This window comes from Levilactobacillus suantsaii (assembly GCF_014069315.1).
Classification (GTDB): Bacteria; Bacillota; Bacilli; order Lactobacillales; family Lactobacillaceae; genus Levilactobacillus; species Levilactobacillus suantsaii.
Genome location: NZ_CP059603.1, coordinates 854,564 through 870,547, shown reverse-complemented (window position 1 = coordinate 870,547; position 15,984 = coordinate 854,564). Strand labels below are relative to the sequence as shown.

Here is a 15,984-nt window from a genome sequence, read left to right as displayed (position 1 = left end):
ACGCGATCGGCGCGTTAGCGTTCAGAAGGTCGCCGCACCTCACCACGAGCTCCGCGTTTACGCGCGGAGTTTTTTTATCCACTAAAATCAAAAACAGGCTTCCCCAGAACTGAAATTCTGGAGAAGCCTGTTTGCAAATAAATTTTAAGGTTAATCTTCCGTTGATGCCGCTTTTTGAGGATTTTGCAGTTTAGAATGGCGAATACCGTAGCCAAAGTAAATCACGAGGCCTAAAATCAGCCACAAGCCGACCGAAATCTTGGTGATGTTCGGTAACATGATAATGAAGTACACGCTGGACAACCCCGCTAGGATCGGCAGGAACGGGTACAACGGCATCTTGAACCCGTCGTTGGCGATGTCCTTGCGGTGCCGCAACGGGATGACCCCAAACGAGATAAACGCAAAGGCTAATAACGTCCCGGCATTGATCAATGACGCCAATTCAGTCAACGGCACCAGGCCGGCAAAGAACGCCTGCACGATAGTTGCCACGATAATGGCGTTTTTCGGTACCGCGTGCTTGTAGCTGATGGCCCCCATTTTTTCCGGTAAGAGACCATCACGACCTAGGGCGTAAACCAACCGCGACCCACCGAAGAACATGGTGATCATGGCGGTGAAAATCCCGATTAAGGCGCCAATCGTAATCAGCTTGTTCCAGGTATTCAGGTGAATCAACTTCAAGGCGTAAGCCGCCGGGTCATCGACGTTCAACTGCTTGTAGTTGACGATACCGTTCAGGACAAAGGAGAACGCCACGTACAGCACGACCGAGACCAACACGGTCCCCAGAATCCCCCGGACCACGTTTTTCTCGGGGTGAATGGTCTCGGCGGAGTTAGCTGCCAGTGCGTCAAAGCCGATGAAGGCAAAGAACACGGTCGCCGCGGCCGTCGAGATGCCCCCCAAGCCAAACGGTGTCGTTTGAAATTGTTTCGGGTAAAATGGGGTATAGTTATCCGTCTTGATGTAGAAGACCCCAACAACGATAAAGAGGATGATAATGGCGACTTTAATCACGACGGCCACGTTTTCCACGCGTTTCGAGAGGTTGGCACCCTGCGCGATAATCAACGCGATCACCAACACAATCAACGTCGCCGAGAGGTTGATGACGCCACCTTCGAGCGGTCCTGCTTGGAGCGCCTGAGGTAACTTGACGCCAATCGCCTCTAAGATGTTATTGTTAAAGTACGAGGCAAAGCCAGTCGCCTCGGCCGACACCGCCAAAAAGTATTCCAGGATCAACGCCCAGCCCAGAATCCAACCGACGATTTCGCCGTAAATGACGGCCCCAAAAGAATACGCCGAACCGGCAACCGGCATGGCCGAGGAGAATTCCGCGTAGGCCATCCCCACGATTCCGGAGACCAATGCAGCCAGCAAGAAAGCCACGGAAACCGCGGGCCCTGCGTGTAAGGCGGTTTCGTGGCCAGGGAGGATAAAAATCCCCGTCCCAATCACAGCCCCGATTCCTAGGGCGACCAGGTCCCGGGCTCGCAAGGTCTTGGTCAACCGCGAATCGGCCTTCAAATAGGTACTCACTGACTCTTTTTTAAATATGTCTCTCATAAAATGCTCCCTTTAACGCAATTTTTCATTTTATTGTCAATTTTCTAACCTTAATCTAATTTAAGAAAAATTTCAAGGGCAATCATGTTTTATCCGGCTTTCAGTGGAGATTTAAAGGCGTGAAAACGGATAATAATTAGTAATTTCTCATTTAATGCGGTATTATCATTTTCTACCATTACCTTTTAAAGGAGGCCAGCTTAATGCGTCACAACCGTTTCAAACTCATTTTATTTCTCCTCTTATTGATTGGGCTTGGCTTCGCTTATCGCCAAGGCGCGTTACAACCCCTCACCCGGCAACTGGCAACTTGGCGGACTGAGATTCCACAGACGCTAGCGGCCATCTTCGAACCCCAACAAGTGACCACCAGCACCCAAGCTACCGCCACGACCACCAAGGGTACGACCCCTACTGAGGCCATCGTCCAGGGCGTCACCCTTGATAAAACTTACTATTACCATTTCGATAAAAAGCTTCCAGATGCCGGGGTCAAAGCCTTCACCAATGCCGTCGCCATCTACAATCGCACCGGTATCGTCCACCTCATCGACGGTTCCGCGACTAAGCACGATAACCAAATCACCTTCTCGGTGTACCACAAAAAAATGCCGGCGAACCAATCGACTGTTGAGCTAGGCCACGGTGGCCCCCAGATTACTCAGGAAACTAGCTTGCTGGGGTCGGCTGCCTGGAACCACGCCAAGGCTAGCCTGAATGGCGACTACCGCAACGCCTATACCACCTCCGTGGCGGTCCATGAATTGGGTCACGCGTTAGGTCTGGATCACAGTCAGTCGCCGACCTCCGTGATGTACCCGTACAGTCAAGGGCGTACGAAACTTTCGTCCGCCGACTTAGCGGGCTTGCGTGCCATTTACACATCCAAGTAAGCTCATCAAAATGAATCTGGAACAAAACACTAAGGGCACCCCTTCTAAATGGAAAAACCATTCGCAGAGGTGCCCTTTTTTAGTTGTTCAGTAGCCATCATGGTGCCGCAACGTGCGCCAAAAGTTACTTTGTCCCGCTTTCGTTTTTTATCGTTTGGGCCATAAGAATCGCATCAACAGGCGGTCGACCTGAGCGTTATTGTGGAGCCGACTGTGTTGCGCACGGGCTCCCACAACTTGCCGGTCACGGTAGCGGTGGGCCCGGACGACCAAGTACCGTAATGAGCGTGAGGAAGCGTTGCTGACCCGGCCATCGGAATCCGTCCCGTTCTTTAGGTCCCCGTAAATATTTAAGACCGCGGCTGACCGCGGGTAACATTTACGTAACGCCAACAAATACCGGTAACTCGCCGTCATGTAGTTGGGACGCCCCGACCTGGCCAATTTCAACCGGTGCGGGTAATCTCCCTCACCAAGAACGCCGTCACAGTGGCCACCTAGTGCCACCTGTTTCATTACCTGTGGCAAATGCCGGTTGCGGGCGTTATGGACCAGATAATACAGGATGGCGGTGTTGCCCATCGAGTGGCCGACCAGGTTGAGGCGTTTAAAATGATACGTTTTTTGTAACTTCACCACGACATTTTTGGCCCACCGTCCCCAAGTCTTGTCCGCCTTGTAACTACTGCGCAAGTAGTTGACCTCCACAATCGGGTTCTTGGTGCGCTTGGTCAATTTGCCTATCAGTCTCACCTTTCCGTTCCCCGCCACGTTGGCACGAATCACCGAACGTTTATTGCTTAAGCCCGCGTGCTTGATAGCACCCACCATGTGGATTTCGGCACGGTAACTGCTATCCGACCCGTGAAAAAACAAGGTGGGTTGCAACGCCGACAAATTGGGTGCCGCATGTGCAGACACCGGCCGATTGACGCCCCATAGTGCCGCCACCAAGATGACCCAGCCATCAATCAGTTGTCTGATTCGCCATGCCACGGACGCTCCGCCTCGCTTAGTTCTGGTCACTTATACTTTACCTGTGGCATTAATTAGGGACGTTATTCAATGTCCATGTGATTGTCCCAGAATAATGTCCCACCTGAGCATCCCCGTCAACAGCTAAATAAATGCCGTGATTGTTGTCGTTCCAATCTTTTGTCACGTCAGTCTGATTTTCTCCCGCTTTTTTTGTCTGGGTCATAATGGTCACAGCATCTTTCCCCAGAAGATGATCGGCTTGTTGGCTATCTACATAGTGGAGTTGCCCCCGTAATGGTTCCGTTCCATCTTTCAAAGTATCGGCTTGCGCCGTAACAGCCCACTGAGAGCCAACTTGTCGAGTATCTTCAACGTCAACTTCCCAATCATCTTTCCGCCAAACTTTTTGATTGGTTCCTGTCAATGCGGTCTCTTTAAAGGTACTCTGCGAATTTACGGTACCGAAAGTCAAACTACCGGGAGAAATCGTGTAGGCCGGTGAGTCCACCGAAGCAGTCTGATTAGCCCCCGTAAACTCATGTTTCGCTGCAGCGACATTTTGAACACTGGTGACATGATCTGCCGTTCCGCTCAACGTTACCGTAGCTGATTTATTATCTGCTGATAGTGGCAGTTGCAAGCGATGCCCGATGGACTCACCATTTAGTTCCGCTGCCGTCAGTTCCTCAGTTCCGCCCTGAGCGTACGTAATCGTTCCCGTGCTAAAAGTTACCCCGTTGGGTTTAGGCAGGGCCGTCGTGACGTCCTGCCAAGCTTGAGTACCCCCAGTGTAAGTCAGCTTGTATGTGTAAGTTAGCTTATCGCCACTGTTCACCTGACTGGTTGCATTCTGCTCCTGCGAGTTGTCAGTAACCGCCTTATTTAGGGTTTCATCTTTAATGGTCAAATTAGCAGCCGCTGTAAGCCATCCGGGTAATTGATCGAAAGCCACCACATTATTAGTAAAAACGTCACTGGTCGTTCCGGTGACCCCCCAGTAAACCTTGCGAGCACTGCCGGTGCTATCAATGGGGGCTAAATTCAACTTGCTAATATCGACGTCCTTTGTAATGATGTATTTCGGGTCTACAGGCTTTTTCAGACCAGTTAGGGGATCTTTATCGTTGAAGGTGTAAGTCATTGTTCCTGTAGTTTCGTTTATCGCCGGCGCTTTCCAGGATAAAGTGAAGTGGTGCCAGGACCCATCGGACAATTTGGTTGCCAAGCCATTGTATGGAGAATCGGGGTTTATAATATTCGTCGGTTTACCCGTCTTAGTGTTAATCATATTACCGTGAATTAATCTAAAGCAATATTTAGCACTAGTAGCATTAATCCCTAGTCGTTTATACGACCCACTATCCCCAGGATAGCTAGCCAGAATATGTCCGCCATTTACATTATTACCATTGTCTAGTGCTTTATTATTACCGCCTGTGGTATCGCTATTATTATACTCATCAAACTCAATCGCCCAACTATTTTGAATGGCTTTTTTAGCGATAATATCTGAAGTTGAGGCACTAGTATCATTATCCAATCCCCACACGCCCAGGGTTTGCCCTGGTAACATCTTTTGACTAATCCCTTGAGTAATCGCATCTGGCCCCGAATTCTGGAGAACAAAGGCCATCCCTTCACCGGTGGACCCATCTACAGTATCGGGACTGCCGCCAAAATACATCCACATGGACATGGTCTGGTCGTGACTCAAATCCATTTTATGGTCATCCTTCGACCAAATAGCCCCGACCTGATTTTTCGTATCGGTGATTTGAAAGGCTTGCTGCCCAGCGCTTGCGTCGTTGGTGGACTTAATAATCTTGGCGCTATTGGGTAACGGGCCCAAAGAGGACGGCATATTAAACACGTTGTCTAATGTCTGCGCACCCGCGGGCATTTCCGCCGTAGCGGCTTCATCCGTCGCCTGCGCCACCAACGACCCACCAATTAGCAGGCCCAATACGAGTCCTAACGCGCCTAACCATTGCCACTTTACGAAATGCATTAGTGTCCCTCCTCCCCAGATTTTTGCGATAATCACGGTTAATTAATTCACAACCATTTGGTCTCGATCCTTCAGCCCTACAGATGTCGTTGCGGTTGATGTTGCAGGGCGTTTACCGGACCGCCGATACCGCCAAGTCACCAGCGTAAAGCCAAACAAAATCGTGATGATGGGATCGATATACGCGTAGAACGCTAACGGCACGTAGGCCAAGGGGTTCACACCCAACGTTCCGGCGATGAAGACCCCACTGACCCCCCAAGGCACCAGGGCGTTAACGTCTGCCCCACCACTGGCCAAGGTCCGCGTCAGGTATTTGCGGGGCAACCCCAACCGGTCATAGGACGACATGAAGGTGGTCCCGGGAAGAATAATGGAAAGGTACTGCTCACCTACCAGGAAATTCACCCCGATACCGCTCAACATGTTCAGTAAAATCAGCTTACCTGGTGTGTTAACGTATTGTTTGATGCTGGTAATCAGGGTGTGGACCACGCCATACTGAATCAACAAACCACCCAAGGCCAACGCCACGATAATCAAGGATACCGACCCCAGCATATTATTGATACCCCCGCCGCTCATTAGCCGGTCGACCGTATGCGACCCGGTTTTGGCAGCGTTTCCATTCATGAGCAGGGTACCAATCTGGGACACGGAATAACCAGGACTGCTCACTAGGATAACAACCAGGGCCGTCAGCGATCCCACCAACAAGGTCGGAATCGCAGGGACCTGCCGCCAGGCCAGCAACAGCAGCACCAGAATCGGCAGCAGCGCCCAAATGGAGACGTTAAACGAACGCTGGAGTTGTTGAGAAATCTGTTGAGTCTGGGTCAAATCGGCCGTACTGGACGTCCGTCCCAGTATGAAGAAGAGGCCCAACGTGATCAATGCCGACGGAATAGCAGTAATCGCCATATTTTTCAAATGGTCGTAAAGATTGACCTTTGTTAAGCCAGTGGTCAGATTCGAGGTGTCGGAGAGCGGCGACATGTTGTTGCCGAAAAAGGCGCCCGACACGATGGCCCCGGCCGTGATGGCGGCGGAGAACCCCAGGATGTGCCCAATCCCCATGAAGGCAATGCCCATCGTCGAAATTGTGGTGAAGGCGCTGCCCACCGTGATGCCAATCAGGCAGCAAATCAGAAAGACCGTGAGCAAAAAGAACTGGGCTGATAGGATTTTGAAACCAATCACCATGATGGTCGCAATCGTCCCCGACCGCAGCCAACTCGACACCAATAACCCAATCATCAAGAAAATCATGATGGGAATGATGCCCGGTTTGATGCCCTCGATAATCCCCGCAAAGATTTGATCCCAAGTCACGTGCCGCAAGCGCCCGTAAAACATCAGGAGGGTAAAGACCAATAAAATCGGAATTTGTGGCGGCATCTCAGCCCCAATAATCAGCGCTCCCAAGATAGCGAACATCCCGATCATGATCAGGATAGATTCGACCAGGGTAACTTGAACCTCACGTTTATTTTCTTCCATTGTAGACACCCCTTTATTTCCTTTAAGTCACGAGTGAACAGGTCGCTTCGGGAAGGACCAGCAACCTAGTTCTAACAACAAAGAAGGGTCCGGGACACGCATCCCAGACCCCCTTTCCTTGTATAGCCGTCACTTATTTGTTTAGTGCTAAATCAATGTGGACCTGCTTTGCCCAGTCGGCATTCTTGTTCTTGTCGATATACAACGGAATCATGAAGAGGACCGCCGTAATCACCAGCACGAAAATGGCTTGCATCAAATCGCTGGCAAAGAGCGTCGCAGCGATGATGACCAGAATCCCAAACAGGAGCAGGAAGGCCACCCCATACGCCAGACCGTTCCCCGAACGGCCTAAGCGGTAGGGCCGCTCCATGTCAGGTTGGGTCTGCCGCAAGCGAATAATCGCAATGGCAATCAGGACGTAGACCAACGCGTAAATCACCGTGGTGGCGTTGGTCAAAGTCAAAAAGACCCCATTGACGTTCTTCATCACCCCGTAGAGTAATGCGAACAAGGAAATGCAAATGCTTTGCGTTAAGACCACATTTTTGGAAACCCCATATTTGTTGACCTTATGGTACCCAAAGCTCGCCGGTAGTTGCCCGTCACGTGCCACTTGCGTCATGGTCTTCGACGGCCCGGTAACCCAGGCAGATAATTGAATCAGTACTCCGATAACCACCATGAAGCTAAAGATGTTGGCGATGATGGTGGGCCATCCTAAGATCTGGCACCATAGCAGGATGGGCTGTGTGATATTTGACAATTGAATCTGCCCATTAGGCACCACGTTGGCGACCAAAATCGCGTTCAACAGGTTCATCAGAACCAGTCCAATCAACGCTACAAAAATACCTCGGGTGTAGGTCTTCTTCGCGTCATTCAAGCGTGGAATGAAAACCGATGAGATTTCCATCCCCGTGTAGATGAAGGAAATCGCGGCGAAGTACTGTAGGCTTTGCAGGTTCGACAGACTCGGTAACAGTTTGCCCCAAGTAAACGTCCCTAGGTAGCCGGACGGGTTGATCCCGGTCTTAATCAGTGCGGCAATCCCCATGATCAACATGACCACGATGGGAATGTAGACGCCCAACCAAACACCAACGTTACCCCCAACTTTGGCCATATCGTACCGTAAATTCAAGACGGTGATAATCCAGTAAAAGCCCAGGATGTTCGCGAGAATGAACCAGTGGTTATTGCCAAGCGGCACGTTGCCAAAAACGTTGCCCCATAAGGGTCCAATCGTAGACGCCACCATGACCATGCCGGGAAACATCTGTACCCAGAGTAGCCAAGCGGTCACGAAGCCCCATTTCTCCCCGAGGGCTGTCTTGACCCACAATTGGGGTCCCCCTTCGGCTTGCATCATGGTCCCTAGTTCCCCAGAGATCAGCGCCACTGGTAGGGCGAAGAACACGACCGCAAACACCATGTAGGTGATTTGCGTCCAGCCGGTCGCCGCTACCGAAGGAATCGACCGCACCGTAGCACATAACGCCATCGTCATCCCGATGAACGTCCCCAGACTAAGCTTTGTTGCTTGCTTATCCATATAATTTCTCCTCTAGTTAAAATCAAACGTCTGCGTCACATTGCCAGCAATATCAGCTGGCAATCCCCGAGCGCTTTACGCCTGTTGATGTGCTTGTTGCGTCCGTGCGGCATATAATTGTTCCAAATCGGCTTGCATGGCCTTCTTAATACGAGGTTCAAAGTAATCGAAGTTTTCTTGGCGGTTCATGTATGGCGTCATCACGGAAGCCCGGATAATCGTGACCTTTTGGGCTTTCCGCCATTCGGCTTCGCTAAATCCAATGCGCTTGACGAAGGCTAACGGACTGTCACCGTAGTCGGGAATCGCAAAGTCGGTATGTGACACGATGTATTCTTTGCCGTAAAGCGAGCCTTTGACGTAGGACGCTTGTTCGTACATCGCGTGGTTCAAGTCGTTCATGTCGCTCAAACTGTCGTTACCCTGTTCCTTCAGCACGTAATCCACCATGTTGAAATCGGGAGACGTCAACGGGTGCACTTCGATGGTCTTGTCACCGACCTGAAAACTCAGGTTCTTCAAGAAGTCGTAATAACGGTGCGCCCCTTCGATTGAGGCTCCTTCCAACTTACCGTAACCCGTGACGTTCAACGGTAGCACGTGGTGCGCGGTCCAAACGGAAGCTGCCGTGGCCCCCGCCTTCGATCCTTCTAGGATATAAGCCCCCAACAATGCCGGAATATCGGCGCCCTTTTCAAACACGTAGGTCGCAAAGTAGGAAATCGTGTCGCGCATCCGAATGTCTTGGATTACGATTCCACCAGCGGAATAAGGGACGTAGCCCATCTTGTGGGGATCGATGGTGATGGATTCCGCTTGATCAAAAGCCTTATAAGAGCGATAGACTTCTGGTTTGATGAATTCCTTGTCTTCGGTGAAGACGTGGTTAGCGGCGTGAACCTTGCGCAGATCCTTGTACGGAATGAATTTGTCGTTTTCGTCCAGGAACAGGGCCCGGGCATAACCACCGTAAGCCGCGTCGACGTGCAGATAGAAGTAAATGCCCTCTTTTTGCAGCTTTTGTCGTAAGGCAACGATACGGTCGATACCGTCCACGGCCCCCTCTTCGGTGGAGCCGGTCACACCGACCACTCCTAAGATGGGGGTGTGTTCGGCAGCGTACCCGCGAATGATTTCTTCCAGCGCATCGATGTCCATCCGGTAATCACTATCGATGGGCACGGGGACGACTTGGTCCAGCCCAATCCCAATGATGTCGGCGGCTTTCATCCAGGAATAGTGCTTGGTTTGTGGGACCAACCATTTGCCAAGCTTTTGCAGGTTCTTCCCGCTACGAGCCGAACGTTTCTTGATGTCGTCGATCTTGGCACCTTCACTTTCGACCAGGTCCATAATCTCTTTGGTGGGCATATTCAAAAGTTCCCACTCGGACTTGCCGGCGACCGCTTCAGGAACGACTTCCTTCAGGGCCAAGGGTAGCGACTTGATGTTGCGGGCATAACAGAGTCCTTCCAGGTTCGCCAGTGAACCATCGGCGACGATATGGCCCCAACCGTAGTCGTAACCCATCAACCGGGCAAATTCTTGACCAACCTCTTCTTCCATTTGCGATGTTGCCGGTGAAGATTCATAGGCCACATTGTTCCCGTTCCACAGCATCGCATAGTTGTAGGCGAGCAGGGCGGGCATCAGAGTTTCCGAATTCATGTGTCCCCAGTAACGACCAGCCGAATGCCACGGCACGGATTCCGTACGAATCCGCGCGGACAGCTGGTTGAGCACCGAGCGCATCCGGTTAACGGTCTGTTCAAATTCTGGTGAAGCCTGTTCGGCCGGGCCAATCATGTTGGCATCTTCAGGTATGTAATTCTTGCGCCAGCCCAAATGTTCGTCCACAAGCTGGTTAAGTAACGTTTTGTAAAGCTCCCCGTTTTCAGCTTTGTCGCCGATGAACAGGGCATTCAAATCCAAATCCTTCAGTGAGTCAGTAACCTTTTCCATGGTGATGACCTCCCACAAATTTTTGTTGAGTACACTACACGGCATAGAATACGCTTTCACAAATACCCCGTAAAGGGTTTTCAAACGATTTTTTACCCGTTACCGGTTATGAGAAAACGGCGAGAACGAAAAAAACGAGTCCCCATCAGCGATGAAGACCCGTTACCGGTTATTTAAATGATAAAAATTTAATCTGCGACCCGGGCTAAGAAGTAATTCTTCTTGCCCCGACGTAAAACCATGAACTTCCCAGAGAAATGGGTGGTCGGATCTAAGGCCGTCGCCACGTCCGTTTGCCGGTTACCATTGACTGTAATGGCGCCGTTTGCGACGTCTTCTCTAGCTTGACGCTTCGATGGCTCGATGGCCGTTTCGACCAACAAATCCACGATGTTGGTCGGTTGAGCACTAATGGTCACGTGGGGCACCTTTTCAAAGGCGTCTTGTACCTCGTTGACCGTGAGTTGTTGGATGTCGCCGGAAAACAGAATGGCCGAAATACGTTGTGCCGATTCCAAGGCCTCTTCCCCGTGCACGAAGCGGGTGACTTCTTCGGCTAGGCGGCGTTGTGCGAGTCGCTTTTCGGGCGCTTCTTCGACACTTTGCGCCAGTGACTCGATCTCGTCTTGACCCAAGAACGTGAAAAACTTGAGGTAACGCACCACGTCACGGTCATCTTGGTTCAACCAGAACTGGTAGAACTCGTACGGTGAGGTCTTTTCAGCGTCCAACCAGATGGCGCCCCCCGCAGTTTTACCAAACTTGGTGCCGTCCGCCTTCAACATCAACGGAATCGTCAACCCGTAGACCTCAGCGTCGGGCCCTTCGACCTTGTGAATCAGGTCGATACCAGCCGTAATGTTGCCCCATTGATCAGCACCACCGATTTGTAACTGAATGTGATGCTTGCGATTTAAGGTCAAAAAGTCCACTGACTGTAAAATCTGGTAGGTGAACTCGGTAAACGAGATCCCGTTATCCAGCCGGCTTGCCACGATATCCTTAGCCAACATGGTGTTGACATTGACCAACTTACCGTAGTCACGGAGGAAATCCAGTAACGAAATTTTGGACAACCAGTCGTAGTTATTGACCATGGTCACGTCCGAATCCCCACCGAAGAGGCGTTTCATCTGTTTTGATAAGGCCGCTACGTTATGTTGCACCTTTTCCATGGTCTGTAATTGCCGTTCGGTCTTCCGGCCACTAGGGTCGCCAATACTCCCCGTTGCGCCCCCAATCAAAATGTAGGGGTGATGTCCCATCAGCTCGAAGCGCTTCATCATCATGAACGGAATCAAGTGGCCGATGTGCATACTATCCCCGGTGGGGTCGACCCCACAGTACAGCGAAATCTTCTTTTCGCTGGTCAGCTTCTTCAATCCGGCCGCATCCGTTTGTTGGTTCACCGCGCCGCGCCAGGTCAGTTCGTCAATGATGTTCATTTGTCCCTTCTCCTTTCGGTGGCCACCCTCCTGGGTCCCGCCACTCCGTGTGAAACGGTCTAACACTCCCAAAAGATAGCCAACCACGAAAGCGCTGTCAATAAGGGGCAAGGCAAATTAAGCCCATTTTCACGTGAATTCAGCTGTGCTTATTTTTATTGCTTCATCAGAGGTCGCGGATATTTGGATTTTTTCGAATACTTGCAAATTGTTTGGCTTCGATTTCGGTCTCGCCAGTCGCCGACTCCATGCCCTTGCGTGTGACGACCAGCTGCTTGCCAAACTTACGGATGGTCCCCGCGGGGAATTTTTCCGGCGTCTTACGGTAAACTTGGCGCACGTAATCTTCCGCTTTCTCCCACCGTTTGGCCGCTTCCATCGACGACATGATGTCATGATCACGTAAATCAATCATTTAGCTTCCTCCTAACGTGTCTATTGATATAATTATAAGCTAACCCTGCCCCGAATCAATCCAGATTCACAGCCAAACCAGTTCCGAGCGACTAAAAAACACGTCTCGATCACTCATGACCGTAGCACGTGCTTAGTAAAACTATGAGCTTCGAACTGCCTTAGCGTTCCCGGTAATCCGTATCTGGTCCCGCCTTTAAAACCAGAATCACTTGTTTGGCTAGCCGCCACAGCCCAATGCCGATGGTAATCAGCATGATTCCAATTATTAATAACTCAAAAATTGGAAGTTCGGTCCACTGAAAACGGCCTAGTGCTACCAAGAGCGGGGTCGAAAATGCCAACATTAAAACTAATGATTCTATTTTTGTTCGCTTATTTAAGTGTGTCGTCGCTTTCGTCGTTTGTTGGGTCTCTTGCATCCCACCACCTGCTTTCTTTGTGGTCAATCTACTAATGCGTTAACTTAGCCAGTTCACTGATGCGCGTGCCGCAATGGGTACACTCCAACGTTGCTTCACCTGAGACCTTCTTGAACACCACTTCACCGCATTCAGGACAATGTAACTTACTATCGGTCGCCATTACGCCCGCCATATTTGCTGTTGTCATTTTAAACACCCTCCCATTTTAACTTGTTCATGACCGTTCTGTTTATCATCAATCCATCAAAAAAGCGTCCCTTCTATAATTGTATAGAAGGGACGCTTACTCGCGCGGTACCACCCAGCTTCAAAGAACTTTGCATTCTTTGCACTTTGATCTCGAATAACGTCGAGATACCCCGCAGAAATGCTTTTCGTATTTCAGCAACTCATCCTGCATGGCTCGCACCAACCGCCAATTCTCTGAACACCCAAATGAGTCGTTACTTCAGTTGAAAAGATTCCTTTTTGTTCGCTTTTTGATGTTGGCTACACTCTACCATGAATCATTCGGCTGCGCAAGCTTTTTAATTAAAATATTTTTACTCGGACCAAACATCGTCAAGCGACCTTTTGTTATTAATACATAGTTTTAAATTTTAGAAATTAATCTGCCTAAACTAAAAAAGCCGTTGCCAGCTTCCCGCTCACAACGACTTTCATTTAATCTAAATTTAGAATTCCGCGTTACCTGGGGTCCGCGGGTAAGGGATCACGTCCCGGATGTTGGCCATCCCGGTCACGTACATCACGAGCCGTTCGAACCCAATCCCGAAACCGGAGTGGACGGTCTCGCCGTACTTCCGCAGGTCTTGGTACCAGCCGTATTCGTCGCGCGACATGTTGTTTTCGTCGAGCTTTTGGGCCAAGACGTCCTGGCGTTCTTCCCGTTGGCTGCCGCCGACCAGTTCCCCGATTTCTGGGACCAAGAGGTCGACCGCGGCGACCGTCTTGCCGTCGTCGTTGGCCCGCATGTAGAAGGCCTTGATTTCCTTAGGGTAGTCCGTCAAGAAGACCGGCTTGTTGTAGATATGTTCGCTCAAGTAACGTTCGTGTTCGGCTTCCAAGTCCAGTCCCCAGTAAACGGGAACTTCGAAGTCTTGGTCGGCGTCCTGAAGTTCCTTGATGGCTTCCGTGTAGGTCAGGCGCGCAAACTTCTCGTCGCGGGTCTTCTCCAAGCGAGCAATCAGGTTCTCGTCGACGTTGGCGTTCAAGAAGGCCAATTCGTCTTGGGCGTTGTCTAAGACGTAGCTCACGACCGCTTTAATCAGCTCTTCGATGGTCACGATATCGTCGTCCAAGTCTTCGAAGGCCATTTCAGGTTCGATCATCCAAAATTCGGACGCGTGGCGCGCCGTGTGGGAGTTTTCCGCTCTGAACGTCGGGCCAAACGTGTAGACCTTGCGCAACGCTAAGGCAAAGGCTTCAGCTTCCAACTGGCCACTAACAGTCAGGTTAGTTTCCTTGCGGAAGAAGTCCTTGCTGTTATCGACCTTGCCGTCCTCGGTGCGCGGTAAGTTGTCCAGATCCAGCGTCGTGGCCCGGAACATTTCTCCGGCCCCTTCGGCGTCACTGCCCGTGATGATTGGCGTGTTCAGGTAGTTGAACCCGTGCGCCTGCAGGTATTGGTGGACGGCAAACGCGGCTAACGACCGAATCCGAAAGACCGCGTAAAAGGTGTTGGTCCGCGGCCGCAAGTGGGCAATGGTTCGCAAGTATTCGTAGGAGTGGGCCTTCTTTTGCAGTGGGTAATCACTGTTGGAGGACCCCTCTAAAACCACCGTAGACGCGTGAACTTCTAGCGGTTGCTTGGCGTCCGGCGTGTAAACGACCGTCCCGGTCACCGCAATCGTAGAGCTGATTGGGAACTTCGCCACGTCGGCGTAGTTGTCGACGTCGCTGGCCTTCATCACGATTTGGGCGTTCTTAATACTTGACCCATCGTTTAACTCAATAAACCCAATTTTTTTCGAACTCCGAATCGTCCGGACCCAGCCGTGAAGCGTAATGGTCTGGTCGTCTTCAAAGTGCTGGTCACTAAATAAATCTTTGACTAAAATCTCTGACATACTGTGCTCTCCCTTCGGTCATATCCATGTTCAAACCATAAAAAAAGATCCAACGTTCCCTGATATTCAAGGGACGAAAGATCTTTCCGCGGTACCACCCAATTTGCTGATATTGCAACCGACTCACCGTATCTAAACGCGATACGTCCGCAGGATAACGTGGCGGTCACGGAACTCCCTACTGATTCTCACGTTCAGAAGCCAACAGAAAAGGGGTTGTTCGGGTAACGTGTTCCGCTAGGCTTGCACTGCCCCTAACTCGCTTTGGGTGAGCCACCTTACCGTACTGGTCATTTTCTATAGTTTTTAACACTATTCAGATAAGCACAGATTACCACGGATTGCGGTTCGGCGCAATCCCTGCCCCCTGGGCATACGACCCTAGCGACGGTGGGCGTAGGCCCCTTGCACCGCTAATTTATCTTGGGGACTGACCATGGCATAACGGTTCGACGCGTTCATCACGCTATTTTTAGCCTTGGAGTGCCCTAAACCTAAGGCGTGTCCCAGTTCGTGGGCCGCTACGTTGGCCCGTTGACTCTTGGTGTAGCCGTAGTGCGTCAGAATGCCGCGGTCCAGGATGGATTTAGCGGCCACGATGCGGTTGCCTTGGGCTTTGTGGTAGTAAGTATAGTTGGTGTAGCCGGCAACCGCATCCGATTGCCGAATCGTTTGCGCGGACGTCAAGACGATGTCCGCTTTATGTCCGGCTTTGACAGCGCGCAACTTCACTGCCCCCGTCCGATTCCACTGCTTAATGGCCTGAGACCAGACACTGCGGTAGTAGGCAGACGTCGAATTGCAACGATAGGTGATGGTGACCGACTGCCAGTGCCCCCACGTCGGCGTGGGCGTCCGGCTAATTGCCTGAACGTTGACCGTAGTGGCGACGACGCAGGCTTCCAGGGCTAACAAGACAATGACAAGGGGCTTCAATAAATTCTTTAACATAATTGCGCACTCACTTTCCTTGGTCTGAGATGGTTGGCAGATCCTGAGTCGGCACCCAGGCGTTCCGGGAAACGCCCCGGCTCCTTTTGACAATTCAAGTTTTGCACAACCTAATTGTGAACGACATTCCAACGCAAATTTAATTGACAAGCCAACCATTTTTTCGTCAATCCTCCTAGTGGTGCGGCCTACTGACTTTTACTCCCCAG

General features: G+C 51.0%; 13 protein-coding genes. 1 reads left to right on the top strand and 12 read right to left on the bottom strand.

Annotated features, from left to right (window positions below):
* Positions 1–150 precede the first annotated feature (150 nt).
* A complete protein-coding gene (locus tag H3M12_RS04040) occupies positions 151–1,575 on the bottom strand; it encodes an APC family permease (RefSeq protein ID WP_129033215.1) in 1,425 nt (474 codons plus the stop codon).
* Between the two features lie 203 nt (positions 1,576–1,778).
* Between H3M12_RS04040 and H3M12_RS04035 the strand changes: the two genes are divergently transcribed.
* Positions 1,779–2,468 (top strand): matrixin family metalloprotease, encoded by a 690-nt coding sequence (locus H3M12_RS04035; RefSeq protein WP_129033214.1) that lies wholly within the window; start codon positions 1,779–1,781, stop codon positions 2,466–2,468.
* A 147-nt stretch (positions 2,469–2,615) separates the two neighbouring features.
* Here H3M12_RS04035 and H3M12_RS04030 read toward each other — a convergent pair whose 3' ends face one another.
* The 11 genes from H3M12_RS04030 to H3M12_RS03980 form a co-directional block, all read right to left on the bottom strand.
* Entirely contained in the window at positions 2,616–3,464 is an 849-nt protein-coding gene (locus H3M12_RS04030; protein WP_233449216.1) for an alpha/beta hydrolase, read from the bottom strand.
* Between the two features lie 49 nt (positions 3,465–3,513).
* The gene (locus H3M12_RS04025) at positions 3,514–5,454 is read right to left on the bottom strand and encodes a hypothetical protein (RefSeq protein WP_182150950.1); all 1,941 of its coding nucleotides are present in this window, start codon (positions 5,452–5,454) and stop codon (positions 3,514–3,516) included.
* Between the two features lie 42 nt (positions 5,455–5,496).
* A complete protein-coding gene (nhaC, locus tag H3M12_RS04020; RefSeq protein WP_182150949.1) occupies positions 5,497–6,954 on the bottom strand; it encodes a Na+/H+ antiporter NhaC in 1,458 nt (485 codons plus the stop codon).
* Between the two features lie 133 nt (positions 6,955–7,087).
* A complete protein-coding gene (tyrP, locus tag H3M12_RS04015) occupies positions 7,088–8,509 on the bottom strand; it encodes a tyrosine-tyramine antiporter (RefSeq protein ID WP_182150948.1) in 1,422 nt (473 codons plus the stop codon).
* 75 nt (positions 8,510–8,584) lie between these two features.
* Positions 8,585–10,471 carry a tyrosine decarboxylase gene (tdc, locus tag H3M12_RS04010; RefSeq protein WP_129033209.1) on the bottom strand — a complete coding sequence of 629 codons (1,887 nt, stop codon included), beginning with the start codon at positions 10,469–10,471 and terminating at the stop codon, positions 8,585–8,587.
* A gap of 188 nt (positions 10,472–10,659) precedes the next feature.
* Positions 10,660–11,916 carry a tyrosine--tRNA ligase gene (gene tyrS, locus H3M12_RS04005; protein WP_129033208.1) on the bottom strand — a complete coding sequence of 419 codons (1,257 nt, stop codon included), beginning with the start codon at positions 11,914–11,916 and terminating at the stop codon, positions 10,660–10,662.
* A 166-nt stretch (positions 11,917–12,082) separates the two neighbouring features.
* Positions 12,083–12,331 (bottom strand): helix-turn-helix domain-containing protein, encoded by a 249-nt coding sequence (locus H3M12_RS04000; RefSeq protein WP_129033207.1) that lies wholly within the window; start codon positions 12,329–12,331, stop codon positions 12,083–12,085.
* Positions 12,332–12,491: 160 nt separating this feature from the next.
* Positions 12,492–12,779: a hypothetical protein gene (locus tag H3M12_RS03995; RefSeq protein ID WP_233449215.1), complete on the bottom strand. Its 288-nt coding sequence runs from the start codon at positions 12,777–12,779 to the stop codon at positions 12,492–12,494.
* Positions 12,780–12,783: 4 nt separating this feature from the next.
* A complete protein-coding gene (locus H3M12_RS03990) occupies positions 12,784–12,942 on the bottom strand; it encodes a hypothetical protein (RefSeq protein ID WP_170955007.1) in 159 nt (52 codons plus the stop codon).
* 487 nt (positions 12,943–13,429) lie between these two features.
* A complete protein-coding gene (gene asnS, locus H3M12_RS03985; RefSeq protein ID WP_129033206.1) occupies positions 13,430–14,824 on the bottom strand; it encodes an asparagine--tRNA ligase in 1,395 nt (464 codons plus the stop codon).
* 381 nt (positions 14,825–15,205) lie between these two features.
* Positions 15,206–15,775 (bottom strand): matrixin family metalloprotease, encoded by a 570-nt coding sequence (locus H3M12_RS03980; RefSeq protein WP_129033205.1) that lies wholly within the window; start codon positions 15,773–15,775, stop codon positions 15,206–15,208.
* Positions 15,776–15,984 lie beyond the last annotated feature (209 nt).

Excerpts from the sequence above, each read along its gene's own strand:
- tyrS (WP_129033208.1), bottom strand. The coding sequence starts at position 11,916 with ATGAACATCATTGACGAACTGACCTGGCGCGGCGCGGTGAACCAACAA.
- tdc (WP_129033209.1), bottom strand. The coding sequence starts at position 10,471 with ATGGAAAAGGTTACTGACTCACTGAAGGATTTGGATTTGAATGCCCTG.
- H3M12_RS03980 (WP_129033205.1), bottom strand. The coding sequence starts at position 15,775 with ATGTTAAAGAATTTATTGAAGCCCCTTGTCATTGTCTTGTTAGCCCTG.
- nhaC (WP_182150949.1), bottom strand. The coding sequence starts at position 6,954 with ATGGAAGAAAATAAACGTGAGGTTCAAGTTACCCTGGTCGAATCTATC.
- H3M12_RS04035 (WP_129033214.1), top strand. The coding sequence starts at position 1,779 with ATGCGTCACAACCGTTTCAAACTCATTTTATTTCTCCTCTTATTGATT.
- tyrP (WP_182150948.1), bottom strand. The coding sequence starts at position 8,509 with ATGGATAAGCAAGCAACAAAGCTTAGTCTGGGGACGTTCATCGGGATG.
- H3M12_RS04025 (WP_182150950.1), bottom strand. The coding sequence starts at position 5,454 with ATGCATTTCGTAAAGTGGCAATGGTTAGGCGCGTTAGGACTCGTATTG.
- asnS (WP_129033206.1), bottom strand. The coding sequence starts at position 14,824 with ATGTCAGAGATTTTAGTCAAAGATTTATTTAGTGACCAGCACTTTGAA.
- H3M12_RS03990 (WP_170955007.1), bottom strand. The coding sequence starts at position 12,942 with ATGACAACAGCAAATATGGCGGGCGTAATGGCGACCGATAGTAAGTTA.
- H3M12_RS04040 (WP_129033215.1), bottom strand. The coding sequence starts at position 1,575 with ATGAGAGACATATTTAAAAAAGAGTCAGTGAGTACCTATTTGAAGGCC.
- H3M12_RS04000 (WP_129033207.1), bottom strand. The coding sequence starts at position 12,331 with ATGATTGATTTACGTGATCATGACATCATGTCGTCGATGGAAGCGGCC.